The sequence below is a fragment of the Salipiger bermudensis HTCC2601 genome (genome assembly GCF_000153725.1).
Taxonomy (GTDB): Bacteria; Pseudomonadota; Alphaproteobacteria; order Rhodobacterales; family Rhodobacteraceae; genus Salipiger; species Salipiger bermudensis.
The window spans coordinates 357172-372792 of sequence record NZ_DS022277.1; the positions used below are offsets into that span (position 1 = coordinate 357172).

Below are 15621 nucleotides of genomic sequence, written 5' to 3' on the forward strand. Positions count from 1 at the left end.
GTGACCGGACACGAGAAGCGCCGGCGTCAGTCGGCGAAGCGCAGCACCACCCGGCCGCGCGCTGTGTTCTTCTCGGCCGTGGTGAACGCCGCCTGCGCCTCGCTGAAGGGCACCACCCCGTCGGGCGCGACACGGCCCGCCAGCGAGCCCTTGGCGATATGCTCTCCCACCGCCGCAACCATCTCGGGCCGGGCCATCGCGTCGAGCACCGAGACATAAGTGCATTTCAGCCGCGAGTCGGTGACCGGGTTCGACTTGCGCAGCGCAACCGCCACGCCGCCGGGCTTGACCAGATGCGAGACGTGATCGCCGATCAGCGCGCCGTCGATCAGCCCGTCCGCCTCCCCCCCGTAGGCCGCCTTGAAGGCCTCCGAGAGCCCCTCGCTGCGCGGCAGAACGGTCTCGGCACCGAGCGAGCGCACCAGCTCCGCGTCGGTCTCGGAGGCGTTGGTGGCGGCGCGGATGCCGGCCTGCTTTGCCAGTTGCAGCACCGACCCGCCCAGCATCCCGGCCCCGCCGGTGACGAGCAGCAGCTCGCCGGCCTTCAGCCCGGTCAGCTCCAGCGACAGCATCGCGGTGAGCGCGTTCATCGGCACCGTGGCGGCGGCGACCAGGTCTGTTCCCTCGGGAACAGAGGCGACCTGCCCGGCCGGTACGCAGACATATTGGGTGTGCGCCCCGCCCGCCTGCCGGCGCGGGTTCACCACTCCGATCACCGGCTGGCCCGGTTTCAGCGTCACCCCCTCGCCCACCGCGTGGACATGGCCCGAGAACTCCATCCCGGCGATATAGGGCGGCGTGAGCTCGGTCATCATCGCCGCCTGTTTGCCGTCGCGCATCATCAGGTCGGTGGGGTTCACCGGGGCGGCGACCACCTCGACCACCACCTCACCGGCGGCGGGGCTGGGGATGTCACGCTCGATCACCTGCAGGACCGACGAGTCGCCGTATTCGTGGAAGGCTACGCTTTTCATTCGGATCTCCTTTGCCGCAACGGCTTGTTTCAAAAAGGTCTATGCGCCCCATGCGCCGCCATCAACGGTGCCGCCCGGACCGGTGCGCAGCGCAAGGCAGAGCCTATGGGCGCTGCCGGACCCCGCTCAGTGGAACGAGCGCCCGCCATCCACCGCCAGCGCCGCGCCGGTCACGTAGCTGGCCTCGGGCCCGGTGAGCCACAGGATCGAGCGCGCGACCTCGGCCGGATCGGCGGGGCGCCCGAGCGCGTAATTCCCGGTATTGCCGAGATAGGGCGCCCCCATCGGCGTATCGACGAGCCCGGGACAGACGCTGTTGACCCGGATCCCCGGGGCGAGCTCGGCGGCGAGCGAGCGCGACAGCGCCACAACCGCCCCCTTGGAGGCGGCATAGCTCGACAGGCCCGGCGCGTTCGGCAGAAGCCCCTGCGCCGAGGCGATGTTGACCACCGTGGCCCCGGTCTCGCGCTGCAGGAAGGGCAGGCAGGCACGGATCACCAGGTAGGTGCCGTTGAGATTGACATCGATCTGCTTGCGCCACGCCTCGGCAGGCATCTCGAGCAGCTTTCCGGTCAGCATGATGCCGGCGGCGTTGACCACGCCGTCGATGCCGCCAAGGGCCTCGGCGGCGCGGTCGATGGACTGCTCCACCGCCTCGGCATCGGTGATGTCGAGCCCGATGCCGAGCCCCTCCCCCTCGCCCAGCGTTGCCTCTGCGCCGGCCCCGTCGAGGTCGAGCAGCGCCAGCGCCGCGCCCTCCTGCCGGAACAACTCGGCCACCGCCTTGCCGATGCCCGAGGCCGCTCCCGTCACCACGATCCTGCGCCCCGCGAGGCGCCGCGTGTTCTCTGTCATCCGTTCTCTCCTCCCTGTGTCACCGGCCCGGTCCGCCCGGTCAGCCGGTGCTCATCTGCTTTTTCATCTGCTGGCGCATGAAGGTGGTCGACCCGGCGCTGTAGCCGCCGTCGATGGCGATCTCCGCCCCGGTGATGAAGCTCGCGCTGTCGCAGGCGAGGAACAGCACCAGCTCGGCGCATTCCGAGGGCGTGCCCGCACGCTCCATCGGGATGCTGGCACGCAGGGACTGCGCCAGCGCTGGCGAGGCGTTGGCAAACAGCGCGGTCCCCTCGATCTGGCCGGGATGGATGGAGTTCACCCGGATGCCCCACGGCGCGTATTCCACCGAGGCCGTCTTCGACAACCCGCGCAGCCCCCATTTGCTCGCGGTGTAGGCGGCGTCGTAATGGGCCGTCAGCCCGGCCGCCGACGAGACGTTGACGATCGAGCCGCCGCCGCTGTCGCGGATCACCGGTGCAGCGAGCTTCATGCCGAGCATCGGCCCGGTGAGGTTGATGTCGAGCGCCCGCTGCCACGCACCGAGCGCGGTCTCGTCGATGGTGCTTCGCGGCACGATACCGGCATTGTTGACCAGCACGTTGAGCCCGCCGAAGCGCTCCTGCGCCAGCGCGATGGCGGCGGTCCAGTCCGGCTCGGAGCCGACATCGTGATGCAGGTAGGCGGCACGGCCTCCCGCCTGCTCGATCCCAGCCACCACCTCGGCGCCGTTGGCGTCGTCGATATCGGTCACCACCACCGCCGCGCCCTCGGCTGCGAAGAGCCTGGCCTCGGCGGCCCCCTGCCCGTTCGCCGCGCCGGTGATCAGTGCCACCTTGCCCTCGAGCCTGCCGCTCATGCCTGTCTCCCTTTCGTCTTGCCTCCGCCGCGCGCTACTCATGCCTGTGCCCGCTCGGCGGCGGCGCGCTCTTCCTCGTACTCGCGGATGATCGCCTCACGCTTCTCGAGCCACCAGCCGACATTGGGCTGCCAGTGGCCGTAGCTGCGCGTGGGATCGAGCTCGGTCAGCGCCATGTCCGGCCAGTTGGGATTGTTGAGGCACTCGCGCCCGATGGCGACGATATCCGCCTGGCCCGCGCTCAGCGCCTCCTCGGCCTGCCGAGGCTTGAAGATCAGTCCGACGCCCACCGTCGGCAGCTCCGAGCCCTCGCGCACCGCCTGGCTCAGCGGCAGCTGGAAGCCGGGGTAGCGCGCCAGCCGGTTCATCGTCGCGGCGCCGCCGATGCCCCCGGAGGAGCAGTCGATCACATCGACGCCGATCTCGCGCAGGCGCTGGCCGTAGATCACCGACTCCTCCAGCGTCCAGCCTTCCTCGACCCCGTCGACGGCGCTGATGCGCACGAAGAGCAGCTTGTCCTCGGGCACCACGTCGCGCACCGCCGCGATCACCTCGAGCGGGAAGCGCATCCGGTTTTCGAGCTCGCCGCCGTAGTCATCGTTGCGCCGGTTGGCGATGGGCGAGAGGAACTGGTTCAAGAGGTAGCCGTGGGCGGAGTGAACCTCGATCACGTCGAAGCCCGCCTCGACCGATCGCCGCGCCGCATCGACCCACATCTGCTTCACCCGTGGCAGATCCTCGGAGGCGATCTCGGCCGGCACCGGCTTGCCCTCGCCCACCGGGATCGGGCTCGGACCGATGGCCTGCCACGGCGCCTCGCCGCGCAGCTCAAGATCCTCCTCGGTCAGCGGCGAGCCGCCATGCCAGGGCCGCCGCGCGCTCGACTTGCGCCCGGCATGCTGGAGCTGGATCGCCGCCACCGAGCCCTGCGCCCGGATGAAGCGTGCGATGCGCGCCAGCGGCGCAACCTGCGCGTCGGTCCAGATCCCAAGATCGGCATAGCTGTGGCGGCCCACCGGGTCGATCGAGGTCGCCTCGAGCATCACCAGCCCGGCACCGCCCATCGCCAGCCGGCCGTAATGGGCAAAGTGCCAGTCCGTCGCGATACCGTCACCGGAGGTCGAATAGGTGCACATCGGCGAGACCATGATCCGGTTGGGCAACGTGACGCCACGCAGGGCGAGCGGTTGGGACAGCAGCGACATGAATCGGATTCCTCGAATTGGGTCACGGGGCGGGCGGTGGCCTCACCGCCCGGCGAAGACGGAAGGAGCGCTCAGGCGGCTCCCCGGTTGGCGGTGGTCTGCGTCAGCACGCGCAGGATCTCGGTGGCATCGTCGAGCCCGTCGAGCCCCTGCGCCATTGCGCAAACCCGGGCGACGGTGTCGGGAGCGGGCGGGTGCAGGGCGGCAGCGCAGCACTCGCGGAACTTGGCATCGACGTCGTCCCAGCTCATCGGCGCGTCGGCATTGCCCGGCACCTGGGTGCCGGTGGCGGTGAAGCGGCGCCCGTCGGCCAACACGATCTCGACCCGCCCGGGCGGCATCTCCATCGTCCAGTCGAGAGAGGGATCGGGCACCGGCACCACCTTGGCGGCCGTGGCCAGCACCTCGGGGTCGCGCAGGCGCTCGGGCGAGAAATCCGCCACGCTCATGCCCCGGCGCACGATCGCCACGGCAACGAGGAAAGGCATGGCGAACTTGGCGTCGACCAGCGTCTCGGGCGCGCGGCGCTTCTCGAGCGGGGTGCAGCCCAGCATGTGGAAATCTCCGACCGCGAGGCGGATCTCTGCAATCTCATCCGGCGCAATGCCCTCCGCGGTGACCATGTCGATCGCCGCCTTCATGTGGCTGTGCGAGGTGCCGACGGCGGGCCAGCGCTTGTAGAGCGTCGCCCCGCCCTGGAATTCAGCGCCCAGCCCCGCACGCATCCCGGCGCTGTCATGACTGGCGAAATAGGTCGGAAGAACGCCGTTCGGCCCCTCGAACAGCGAGTCGAGCCCGCTGGCCCCCTGCTCGGCCAGAAGCGCTGCCAGCACCGCCCCCTTGGCGGAGAACCCGGCATAGACCGCGCGCAGGTCGCTGCCGGTGCCGGAGACCAGTTCCATCACCCCGGCGGACGACTGGCTGGCGGCGCTGAAGGCGGCGATCATCCGGCGCTGGTCGAACCCCATGACGCGGCCGCAGGCGGCGGTGGCGCCGTAGATCGCCAGCACGGTGGAGAGGTTCCAGTCCTTTTTCCACGCCACGTTGCGGCGCATCCGGGCGAACAGATCCTGCCCCACTGCGATGGCGGTGATCAGCGTGCGCCCCGAGACGCCGCCCTGACGCTCGGCCACCGCCAGAGCCGCCGGCACGATCGAGCTCGAGCAGTGCTGGCCCCACGGGGTCTGATCGTCGTAATCGAGGCAATGCGCCAGCGCGCCGTTGTTCATCGCGGCCATCATCGCCGGAGCCCGCCCGCCAAAGCCCAGAAGCGTGCAGTCGGGCGCGCCGCCATGTTCGCGCACGATGGCGTTCATGCCGCGCGCCGCCGGCTCCAGCCCCGAGGCCGCCAGGCAGACGCCCAGCGTGTCGAGCAGGCTCTTGCGTGCCTTGTCGCGGGCCTCGTCCGGCACGCGGTCGTACTCCGCCCCCACGGCAAAGGCGGCAAAATCCTGCACCAGATCCGGCGTCAGGCCCTGCGGCTTGGTCATCTGTCCTCCTCCCGGCCCGCCTCCTGCGCAGGCCCGTCGGGCAGCGGCAGCGCGCGGCGCGGCTGTCCCGACCCGGCGAGCCTAGCCGACCGCCCGGGTCACGCAACGCGCCGGCTTCCTAGAGGCGCCATAGGAAAGCGATGCGGCGCCCGGATGGCGCGGGAGGGATGAACAGGAGAAGGCTATGGCCGCCAGAGTCTGCGGCAATGAAGCCCCGGCGCGCCGTGCGACAGGCTTCCGCGAACGGCGCTCCCGGCCCTACGATATGGGCGGCGAGAGACAGGGGCGCGTCCCCCGCAGCGCCGGAGACAGCAACGCCTGGGGTCGGAGGAGGGCCCGCGGCGAGATCGCATCCGGCACGGCAGGACACCGCAGGAGACCAGGAGACTCCCGCATCGCCGCCCCGGACCTCGTGCGCCTCGCCATTCGGAGAGGCGGTTTTCTAGGGAGGAAGACCAATGAACAAACTCAAGGGACTGCTCTGTGCCGGCGTGGTCGGGCTCGGGCTTCCGGCCGGAGCATCGGCGGAAATGTACCGCGCCTCGTCCTGGCTGCCGGACAACGAGTCCACGGTGATCGTGATGCGCTGGTTCAACGACCAGATCACCGAAGCGACCGATGGCGACATCTCGTTCGAGGTGTTTTCGTCCGGTGCGCTGATGCCGCCGAAATCGCATCTCTCGGGCATTGGCGACGGCGTTGTACAGCTTGGCTTCCACACCTCGGGCTACACGCCCTCCGAGGTGCCGATCGCCAACGCGCTGGCGGGGTTCGGCTTCATAGAGCCCGATCCCGTCACCATCGGCGCGGCCTGGACCGATTTCGTCATGCATGACGCCGCCCAGAACGAGGAGTTCCTCGAGCATGGCGTGGTGCCGGTTGGCGGGTTTTCGACCCCGACTTACCCGATCATCTGCAACACCAACGAGCCGATCACAGAGCTCGAACAGATGAAGGGCCTCAAGGTGCGCTCTCTGGGGCTGATCGGCAAGCTGGTTCAGGACCTCGGCGGCGTCGCGGTGAACATCCCCGCGCCCGAGATCTACCAGGCGCTTCAAACCGGCCAGATCGACTGCGCCGGCATCTTCCCGTCCTACCTGACGGTGGACAACAGCCTTGCCGAGGTGTCGAAGCACAGCACCCTGATGGAATGGACCGGCAGCTACAACTCGCCGCTCTTCCTGTTCAACCAGGACTTCTGGGAGAGCGCCACGCCCGAGCAACGTCGCCAGATGTTCGAATTCTCGGCGCGCGCGCAGGCCCGTCTTCAGAACACCTACGAAGACCAGCAGCAGGCCTCGATGGACGAGGCCGTGGCCGAGCATGGGCACACGCTGGTGCAGCCGGGCGAGAGCATTCAGGCCGCGGTGGCCGAATGGGTCGAGAACGGCGTCGGCGACATGGCCGGCGTGGCCCGCGACACCTATGGCATCGAGGATCCCGAGGCGCTGTTTTCGCGGTTCGAGCCCTATGTCACCAAGTGGCAGGAGCTGATCGGCGGCATGGAGGACAAGTTCGACGAGGACGCCCTCACCGAGCTGCTGATCGCCAATATCTACGACTCGCTCGACCCCGAGAGCTACGGGGTCGACTGACCCGGGGGGCGCGGCAGGGCCGCGCAGCCCCACCGCTCGCAGAGCGGCCCCGGAGCGCCCGCGCTCCGGGGTTTCCCAGACCAAGCAGGAGACCAAAGTGAGCAAGCTTGAAGGACGCACCTACATCGTCACCGGCGCCGGCAGCGGCATCGGCGCCGCGACCGTCGCGCGGCTGATCGAGGATGGCGCCAATGTCGTCGCCGTCGATCTCGATCAGGCCGCCGCACAAAAGACGCTGGACGGGCTCGGCCTCGACGCGAGCCGAGCCGTCGCGGTGGGTGTCGATGTCTCGGACGAGGACAAGGTCGACGCCATGACCGCCGAAGGCATCGCCAAGTTCGGCGGGCTCGACGGCGTCGTGAACTGCGCCGGGGTGCGCGGCGTGGGCAACATCCTCGACACCGATCACGGCGTCTGGGACCTCAACATGAACGTCAATATCGAGGGCTCGTTCAACACAAGCCAGGCCTTCTGCCGCTACGCGCGCGAACACAACCGCCCCGGCTCCATCGTCAACATCTCGTCGCAGGCCGGTGTCGAGGCGGTGCCGAACCGGCTGTCCTACGTGACCTCCAAGCACGGCGTCGTGGGCCTGACCCGTGGCGTGGCCATCGAGATGGCGCCGCACGGCATCAGATGCAACGGCATCGCGCCCGGCATGATCGCCACCGCGATGACCGCCGGGATGCGCGCCGATCCGGAAAACCTCGAGAAGATCCGCAAGGCGCATCCGATCGGCCGCGAAGGTCAGCCGGAAGAGATTGCCGCGGTGATCTCGTTCCTGCTCAGCGACGATGCCAGCTACGTCACCGGCATCATGATGCCGGTCGATGGCGGCATCACCGCCGGTGCCGCCTCGTTCTGAGCCTGCACCCCGTCAAACAGACCAACGGCGACACCCCCCGGTGTCGCCGTCTTGCGTCTTGAGGGTGGACCACCTCAGCCCTGGGCGACCCAGGCGTCCTGAAGGAAGTCGCACATCACGTCGAGCACGGCGACCACCATCGCGTCGCCGTCAGCGGTCTTGCAGCCGGCCTCCTTCGCGGCCTTGATCCACGCCGTCTCGCCATGGCCGGCCACCACGTCGCCGACGAACATCTCGGCGCTCAGACGCGTGGTGTCGAGCGGCAGCGGATCGCCGTCTTCCATGCCCATCGGCGTGGCGTTGCTGACCACGTCGAACCCGGTCGGATCGGCCTCGCCCACGCGCACCTTGTCGCCCCACTTCTCCTTCAGGAGGCTCACGATCTTCTCCGAGCGCGCGGCATCGACATCGTGCACCGCGACCTCGGCGGCGCCGTGCTCGAGCATTGAAATCACGATGGCGCTGCCAGCGCCGCCCGCCCCCAGCACCAGCACCTTCGCGCCCTCGATGGTGGCGCCATTGTCGATCTGCGCCTTCACGAAAGCATCGCCGTCGGTGGTGTGACCGTGCCAGGAACCGTCCTTGTTGCGCCGGATCGCCGCGACGACACCAAGCATCCGTGAGGTCTCGGTCACCGTGGCGCAATACTGGAAACCGGTCACCTTGTGCGGCATGGTCAGGCTCAGCCCGTCGACATTGCCAGTGGCGGCGAGCCCGGCCAGTACCGTCTCGAGCTGGCCCTCGGGCACCTGCATCGGCAACGAGATCATGTTCATGCCGCGCTCGGCCATGCGGTGGCTCAGCCAGTCCGGAGACCGCGCATAGATGATCGGATCGCCGAGCAGCGGGTAGAGCCGCGTGCGGCCGTTTAGGTTGATGGTCATTGTGGTCCTCCTTGCGTGGTCCGGGCCCGGCCGGACATGGCGGGCCTGCGGTTTCGATCTCGCCGCCCGGCGCTGGCCTCGGCGCGCGGCCTCTCAGGCAACAACCGCGTCGCGCAGGAACGCCGGCAGCGCCGTGGCGCGGCGCGCGGTCATGTCGACCGCCAGCGTGCAGAGCTCGTAGAGCGCCACCGGCGCACCGGCATGGTCATAAAGGAGATGCGCGCTGCGATAAGATTTTCCCGACGCGGCGGTGAGCCGCGAGGCGCCACGCAGGAAGCCGCCCCGGGCGAGGCTTCCGAGCCGGGTGTAACGCATCTCGACCAGCATCCGGCCGATGCCGCTTTGCTTCGTGAAATCATGAGTATAGCCGAGCGCCACCGCATGGTGATGCGACGCCACCGCCAGCCGCGCGATACCCGGCTCGAAGCGCAGCGTGCCGTCGTCGCGGCGCTCATCGGCACCGACCGGGCCGAGCTCGACAACGACGTCGCGGGCCGGGTCGGGCGTCCATGCTGCTGCCGGCGCACCGGTGAGCCCGCGCGGCAGCGCGAGCCCGGCCTCGGCGCGGCCCAGCGGGGCCAGCGCGCGGTTCGGCGCGGCCTCCTCGTCGAGCGCGGTGGCGGCAGGCTTGCCGTGGCAGAGCATGTAGTGCGCCGTCGCAGGCGCCTCGCCGGCGTCGCACAGGGCGAAGGAGCGGATCTCGATCGGGTCGGCGCTGTGCAGTTCGCTGTGAAAGCGGATCAGCCGGCGGTGGACGACCACGTCCTCCGCGCGCTGGTCGAGCGCCGCCGCGACCTCTGCTGCGGTCTGGAAGGCGCGGCAGTAGAAGCGCGTGTTCCAGTGGCCGTTGAAATCGCATTCCCATGCCTCGGCGCGGCCATGGAGCGTGGGCGTTCCGGCAAGCGGTTCCGTCATGCGTTGTCCTCCTCTGGCGCCGCCCGCGCCCTGCCTGCGGTGATCACCGGCTTGCCGGGCACCGCGGGTCAGCCGGTCTCGGGCGCGCGCCCCAGAATGCGGAACACGTAGTCGATCTGGGTCTGGCTATAGCCGTCGATATCGGTATGCGCCTTGAGCCTGCGGCGCTTGAGCGCCCAGGTATGACCCAGCGAGACGATGTTCGAGGCCAGCAGGAAGGCATCGGTCGGCGCGCAGGCCCCGGCCGCGATCACCGCCGCGACGCGGCGCTCGAACAGTGCCGTCACCGCCGCCTCGACCTGACCGAAGAGCGCCCGGTCATCGCGTTCCAGATGGAAGATCTGGTGATAGATCACCGTGGTCTTCTCGTGATGGCGGTCGAGAATGGCATAGTAGGTGCGGATCGCCCGGATCAGCATCTCCACCGGGTCGAGATCCTCGTCCTCGATGACGAAGAGGTCGCTCTTGTAATCCTCGACGGCGCTGTAGAGGATCAAAATGAGGATATCGTCCTTCTTCTCGACATACTGGTAGATGTTGCCCTGGCTGACGCCGAGCGCGGCGGCGATGTCGCCGATCGCGGTGCGCTGGTAGCCTTCGGCGCGAAACAACCGCGTCGCGGTCTCGATGATCCGGGTGCGGTTGCCGCTGACCAGATCGTTGCGACCCTTCGAGATCGACGTTCGGATGCGTGCCACGCGCCGTTCGAGTTCTTCCATGCTGCTTGCCCTCCCTGAGCGCGCCCCTCCTCGTGGCGCCTCTGCCATTCTGCGAAGCGGTGCCCCGCCGGATCCGCCCGCGACGTCTCGAGACAATGGATCAGCCGCCATGACCGCCGTCGATCACCTCGAGCCCGCGGATGGCGAAGCGCTTTGCGAGCTGCGCCGGATCGGTGCCGGCGTGGCCTGCGGCTGTGCCCTGACGGACCCGGTCGGCGATGCCGACCCAGATCACCGCGAAGCGGAACAGCGCGAAGGCCTCGTGAAACGGCAGCAGCGGCGCGCTGTCGGGCATCTGCTGCATGTAACGTGCCACGAAGGCGTCCTCCTGCGGCAGGCCCTCGGCGTCAAGATCGAGCCCGAGAAGCCCGCCATATTCGTCCGGCGCGGTGTGCCAAGCCATGCAGCAATAGCCGAGATCGGCGAGCGGGTGCCCCAGAGTCGACAGCTCCCAGTCGAGGATCGCAACAACCCGCGGCTCGGTGGGATGAAACAGCACGTTGCCCATGCGGTAATCCCCATGCGCGAGGCTGACCGCGCCGTCATCCTCCGGCAGGTTGGCCTTGAGCCAGTCGAGCAGGCGGTCGAGCTCGGGGATGCCCTCGGTCTCGCTGGCCTCCCACTGCCGGCCCCAGCGTCCGATCTGTCGCTCGAAATAATTGCCCGGCTTGCCGAAATCCCCAAGGCCGACCGCCTCGGGACGGACCTTGTGCATCTCGGCCATGGCATCGGCGAGCCCCATCCACAGCGCGTGGCGCTCGGCGGGATCGGCCTCGCTCAGGGCGCCATCGGCAAACACCCGGCCCTCGACCCGAGCCATCAGGTAGAACGGCGTGCCCAGCAGCCCGGGGTCATCGTGATAAAGCACCGGCTCGGGCACCGGCACGCCGGTGGGGTGCAGCGCGGCGAGCACGCGGTACTCGCGGTCGACCGCGTGGGCGCCGCGCAGGATCGGCCCGTTGGGCTGCTTGCGCAGCACCATGTCGCGGCTGCCGTGGGTGACGAAGTAGGTCGGGTTCGACTGCCCGCCCGAGATCCTGTCGAGCGTGAACACCTCCGCCGCACCGAACCGGTCGTCGAGGAAGCCCTGCAGCGCCTCGGGGGCGAAATCCACCTCGCCGCTCATGCGCCCACGTCCCATTTCCAGAAGTCGCGGCCTTCCTTCTCGACATTGCGGTGCAGCACCATCTTGTGCACCTCGTCGGCGCCGTCGACCAGCCGCGCCTGCCGGGCGTAGCGATAGATCCATTCGAGCGGCGTGTCCTTGGAATAGCCGCGCGCGCCGTTGATCTGGATCGCGGTGTCGGCGGCCTTGTGCAGCACGTTGGCCACGTGGACCTTGGCCATCGACACCTCCTTGCGGGCAAAGCTGCCCTGGTCCAGCGCCCAGGCGGCCTTCATCACCAGCATCCGGCCGATCTCGATCTGCATCGCCAGGTCGCCCAGCATCATCTGCACGCTCTCGCGCTTGGACAGCCGTTCGCCGAAGGCGAAACGGTTGTGAGCGTACTCGCTTGCGATCTCGACGCAGCGCTTGGAGAGGCCGAGCCAGCGCATGCAATGGGTAAGACGCGCCGGCCCGAGGCGGATCTGCGTGAGCTTGAGCCCGTCGCCCTCGTTCATCAGCAGGTTCTCGGCGGGGATCTCCATGTCCTCGTAGACCACCTCGCAATGGCCGCCATGCTCTTCCGGCCCCATGATCGGGATGCGGCGCTCGATGCGGAAACCGGGCGTGTCGCGCTTGTGCAGGAAAGCCGAGAGCCCCTTGCGCGGATCGTCCGAGGTCCGCGCGATCAGGATGAAATGCTCGCTCTCCTCGGCCCCGGTGATGAACCACTTGCGGCCGCGCACCACGTAGCTGTCGCCCTTACGGGTCGCGGAGGTCAGCATCATGCCGCCCGGGTCCGAGCCCGAGCCCGGCGCCGGTTCGGTCATCACGAAGGCCGACTGCACGTCACCGCGCACGATGGGCTGGAGCCACGCGGCCTTCTGCGCCTCGGTGCCGACCTTCTCGAGCACCTGCATGTTGCCGTCATCGGGCGCAGCGGCGTTGAACACGACCGGTCCGAAGATCGAGCGGTTCATCTCCTCGTAGCACACCGCCATGCCCTGAATGCCGAGCTCCTGCCCGCCGGTCTCCTGCTTCAGCTGAAGGCACCAGAGGCCCTCGGCCTTGGCCTTGGCGCGTAGATCCCGGAGCACATCCTTGCGGATGTTCTCGTGCGGGTCGTAATTCGCCCGGTCCTCCTCGAGCGGCAGGATCTCCTGCTCGACGAAGCGGGCGATGCGGGCGCGGTAATCCTCGATCTTCGGGGAAATGGTGAAATCCATGGGTGGTATCCTTAGAGAGAGGAAACGAGGTGGCCGCCATCGACGGCGATCTCGGAGCCGGTCATGAAGCTGCCCGCCTCGGAGGCCAGCAGCAGCAGCGGGCCGTCAAGCTCGGACATCTGTCCGAGCCGGCGCTGCGGCACACGCTTGATCAGCGACTTGCCGGCGTCGGAGGCAAAGAAGTCGCGGTTGAGATCGGTCTCGATATAACCCGGGCAGAGCGCGTTGACGCGGATGCCGTGGCGCGCCCATTCCAGCGCGAGGCTCTTGGTCATCTGCACCACGCCGGCCTTGGCGGTGGCATAGGCGGCAAGGTTGCCGGCCACTCTCAGGCCGAGGATCGAGGCGATGTTGACGATGCTGCCGCCGGTCCCCGCCGCGGTCATGCCGCGCGCCGCCGCCTGCGCGATGCGGAACACGCCGGTCAGGTCGGTGTCGATCACCCGGCCCCAATCCTCTTCCGAGGTCTTGAGCGCCGGGCCATCCACAGTGACGCCGGCGTTGTTGATCACGATGTCATAGGCCGGGCCCGAGAACGCCGCCGCGACGCTTTCCGGATCGGTCACGTCGAGCGAGACGGCGCTGGCGCCGCGTCCGATCCCGGCCACCGCCGCCTCGAGCTTCTCGCGCCGGCGCGCGGCCAGCGTCACTTCGGCGCCGTGCGTGGCCAGGATCTGCGCGAAATGCAGCCCCAGCCCCCCGGAGGCGCCGGTCACGATGGCGCGCTTGCCTGTCAGGTCCGTCATGGTCTCCTCCCCTCTTGCCTGCCTCAGTAGGATTTCGGCAGCTCGAGCACGCGCTCGGCGATGAACGACATGATCATCTCGCGCGTCACCGGCGCGATGCGCGGCAGCACGATCTCGCGGAAATAGCGCTCGACATGATATTCCTTGGCGTAGCCGAAGCCGCCATGGGTGCGCACCGCCCGGTCGCAGGCCTCGAAGGCGGCGTCGGCGGCGAGAAACTTGGCGGCGTTGGCCTCGGCGCCGCAGGGCTCGCCGGCATCATAGAGCCGGGCCGCCTGCCAGACCATCAGGTCGGCCGCCTCGAGCGCCATCCAGCTTTGCGCCAGCGGGTGCTGGATCGACTGGTTCTTGCCGATGGGGCGGCCGAAGACGACGCGCTCATTGGCGTATTCCGCTGCCTTCTGAAGCGCCCGGCGACCGACGCCGATGGCCTCGGCGGCGACGAGGATGCGCTCGGGGTTGAGGCTGTCGAGCAGCAGCTTGAAGCCCTTGCCCTCCTCGCCGATGCGATCCTCTTCCGGGATCACCAGCCCGTCAATGAAGATGGCGTTCGAGTTCACCGCGTTGCGGCCCATCTTGTCGATCGGGGTGATGGCGATCTTGTCGCGATCCACGTCGGTGTAGAACAGCGTCATGCCGTCGGTGGGCTTGTTGCAGTCCTCGATCGGCGTGGTCCGTGTCAGCAGCAGGATCTTGTCGGCATTCTGCGCCGTGGAGGTCCAGACCTTCTGGCCGTGCACGATGTAGTTGGCCCCCTGCTTCACCGCACGGGTCGAAATGTGGGTCGTGTCGAGCCCGGCATCGGGCTCGGTGACGCCGAAACAGGCCTTGGAGGTGCCGTCGACCAGCGGCGGGATCATCCTGTCCTTCTGCTCCTTGGTGCCATGCTTGACCATGGCATGGGGGCCGAAGAGGTTGATGTGAATGGTCGAACAGGCCGAGATCGCGCCCGCGGAATTGCCGATGGTCTGCATCAGCAGCGCCGCGTCGGTTACGCCGAGATTGGCGCCGCCATATTCCTCGGGCATCGTGATGCCCAGCCAGCCGGCCTCGGCCATCGCGGCGTGGAACTCGTGCGGGAACTCGTGCTTGTTCTCCTTCTCGAGCCAGAACTCGTCGTCGAAGCGGTCGCAGATGCGCTTGACATTGTCGACGATCTGGCGCCGCTCGTCGGTCACCTCGATGCCGATGGGCAGATCACGGGTCTTCATGGCTTACTCCTCCCAAGTGTCCCGGGTCGCGGCGCGGGCGCGCGGACCTCAGGGGTTCCTGTTGAACACGCCGGCCCGGAACAGCTTGCCGGGCAGCGGATGGTTGACGATCTCTTCGGCGATTTGAGCCACCCCGAGCAGCGCCGGAATGTCGATCCCGGTCTCGATGCCCATGCGGTCGCAGAGCAGCGCGAGCTCTTCGGTGGCGATGTTGCCGGCGGCGGACCTGTTGCCGGCGAAGGGGCACCCGCCCAGCCCACCGACCGAAGCGTCGAACCGCGCCACCCCGAGCTCGAGCCCGGCCATGGCGTTGGCGATCCCGAGGCCGCGGGTGTCGTGCAGGTGCAGCGCCACCGGGTAGTCGGGCCAGCGCGTGCGCACCGCCTCGACCAGCGCCCGGACCTGCAGCGGATCGGCGGCGCCGATGGTGTCGCAGAGATAGATGCAGCTCGGCGGTTGTCCGGCCTCCTCGCAGACACCGACAAGATCGGCGGCGCGCTCCAGCGCCTTGGCGACCGGGATGTCGCCCTCGTAATTGCAGCCGAAGGCGGTGAAGAGATAGACCGGCCCGCGCCCCAGACCGTGCTCGGTATAGAGCGCGCGCAGCTTGCGCTGGCCCTCGAGCTGCTTCTCGGGGGTCGCGTTGTTGTTGCGCGCCAGGAAGGTGTCCGACGCGCTGCCAGAGGTCAGCGCGGGCAGGCTGAGACCGCTCTCGGCGGCCTGCAGGAAGCCCTTGGCGTTGAGCCACATGCAGCCATAGGTGACGCCTTCGCGCTTGCGGATGCCCTCGGCGATCTGCGCCACGTCGGCCATCTGCGGCACCACCTTCGGGTTCACGAAGGAGGCGCAGTCGATCTCGGGCACGCCGGTCTCGGCCAGCGCCTCGATCAGGCGGATCTTCTCCGAGGTCGGGATGCCCGCGGGCTCCGACTGGAACCCCTCGCGGGCGCCCTCCTCGACGATGTGCACCTTGCTCGGAAGCTCGCTCATGCC

Annotated in this window: 15 protein-coding genes; 2 read left to right on the plus strand and 13 right to left on the minus strand. The window is 68.6% G+C overall.

Annotated features, from left to right (window positions below):
* Positions 1 to 26: 26 nt before the first annotated feature.
* The 5 genes from R2601_RS20755 to R2601_RS20775 form a co-directional block, all read right to left on the minus strand.
* Positions 27 to 974 carry an NADP-dependent oxidoreductase gene (locus R2601_RS20755; protein WP_050768471.1) on the minus strand — a complete coding sequence of 316 codons (948 nt, stop codon included), beginning with the start codon at positions 972 to 974 and terminating at the stop codon, positions 27 to 29.
* Between the two features lie 126 nt (positions 975 to 1100).
* The gene (locus R2601_RS20760) at positions 1101 to 1829 is read right to left on the minus strand and encodes an SDR family NAD(P)-dependent oxidoreductase (protein WP_007802132.1); all 729 of its coding nucleotides are present in this window, start codon (positions 1827 to 1829) and stop codon (positions 1101 to 1103) included.
* A gap of 40 nt (positions 1830 to 1869) precedes the next feature.
* Positions 1870 to 2667 carry an SDR family NAD(P)-dependent oxidoreductase gene (locus R2601_RS20765; protein ID WP_040545662.1) on the minus strand — a complete coding sequence of 266 codons (798 nt, stop codon included), beginning with the start codon at positions 2665 to 2667 and terminating at the stop codon, positions 1870 to 1872.
* Between the two features lie 38 nt (positions 2668 to 2705).
* Positions 2706 to 3872 (minus strand): NADH:flavin oxidoreductase/NADH oxidase, encoded by a 1167-nt coding sequence (locus tag R2601_RS20770; RefSeq protein ID WP_050768472.1) that lies wholly within the window; start codon positions 3870 to 3872, stop codon positions 2706 to 2708.
* A gap of 71 nt (positions 3873 to 3943) precedes the next feature.
* Positions 3944 to 5362, minus strand: coding sequence for an MmgE/PrpD family protein (locus R2601_RS20775; RefSeq protein WP_040545663.1), 1419 nt, complete (start codon positions 5360 to 5362; stop codon positions 3944 to 3946).
* Positions 5363 to 5820: 458 nt separating this feature from the next.
* Between R2601_RS20775 and R2601_RS20780 the strand changes: the two genes are divergently transcribed.
* The gene (locus R2601_RS20780; RefSeq protein ID WP_040545664.1) at positions 5821 to 6957 is read left to right on the plus strand and encodes a C4-dicarboxylate TRAP transporter substrate-binding protein; all 1137 of its coding nucleotides are present in this window, start codon (positions 5821 to 5823) and stop codon (positions 6955 to 6957) included.
* Between the two features lie 97 nt (positions 6958 to 7054).
* A complete protein-coding gene (locus R2601_RS20785) occupies positions 7055 to 7822 on the plus strand; it encodes an SDR family NAD(P)-dependent oxidoreductase (protein WP_007802156.1) in 768 nt (255 codons plus the stop codon).
* A 74-nt stretch (positions 7823 to 7896) separates the two neighbouring features.
* On the opposite strand, the gene R2601_RS20790 is transcribed toward R2601_RS20785, so the two are convergent.
* From R2601_RS20790 to R2601_RS20825, 8 genes are all read right to left on the minus strand, one after another.
* Entirely contained in the window at positions 7897 to 8706 is an 810-nt protein-coding gene (locus tag R2601_RS20790; protein WP_040545665.1) for a shikimate dehydrogenase family protein, read from the minus strand.
* Between the two features lie 93 nt (positions 8707 to 8799).
* Positions 8800 to 9621, minus strand: coding sequence for a thioesterase family protein (locus R2601_RS25655; RefSeq protein WP_050768473.1), 822 nt, complete (start codon positions 9619 to 9621; stop codon positions 8800 to 8802).
* 68 nt (positions 9622 to 9689) lie between these two features.
* Complete coding sequence (locus R2601_RS20800; protein WP_040545666.1) at positions 9690 to 10340, minus strand: TetR/AcrR family transcriptional regulator; 651 nt, start codon at positions 10338 to 10340, stop codon at positions 9690 to 9692.
* 100 nt (positions 10341 to 10440) lie between these two features.
* The gene (locus R2601_RS20805) at positions 10441 to 11466 is read right to left on the minus strand and encodes a phosphotransferase family protein (protein WP_040545667.1); all 1026 of its coding nucleotides are present in this window, start codon (positions 11464 to 11466) and stop codon (positions 10441 to 10443) included.
* A complete protein-coding gene (locus tag R2601_RS20810; RefSeq protein ID WP_040545669.1) occupies positions 11463 to 12671 on the minus strand; it encodes an acyl-CoA dehydrogenase family protein in 1209 nt (402 codons plus the stop codon). Before R2601_RS20810 ends, R2601_RS20805 begins: the two co-directional genes overlap by 4 nt.
* A gap of 11 nt (positions 12672 to 12682) precedes the next feature.
* Positions 12683 to 13417, minus strand: a complete 735-nt coding sequence (locus R2601_RS20815) for an SDR family NAD(P)-dependent oxidoreductase (RefSeq protein ID WP_007802178.1) — start codon at positions 13415 to 13417, stop codon at positions 12683 to 12685.
* A gap of 23 nt (positions 13418 to 13440) precedes the next feature.
* The gene (locus tag R2601_RS20820) at positions 13441 to 14628 is read right to left on the minus strand and encodes an acyl-CoA dehydrogenase family protein (RefSeq protein WP_007802182.1); all 1188 of its coding nucleotides are present in this window, start codon (positions 14626 to 14628) and stop codon (positions 13441 to 13443) included.
* A 48-nt stretch (positions 14629 to 14676) separates the two neighbouring features.
* The gene (locus R2601_RS20825; RefSeq protein WP_040545671.1) at positions 14677 to 15618 is read right to left on the minus strand and encodes a hydroxymethylglutaryl-CoA lyase; all 942 of its coding nucleotides are present in this window, start codon (positions 15616 to 15618) and stop codon (positions 14677 to 14679) included.
* Between the last annotated feature and the right edge of the window lie 3 nt (positions 15619 to 15621).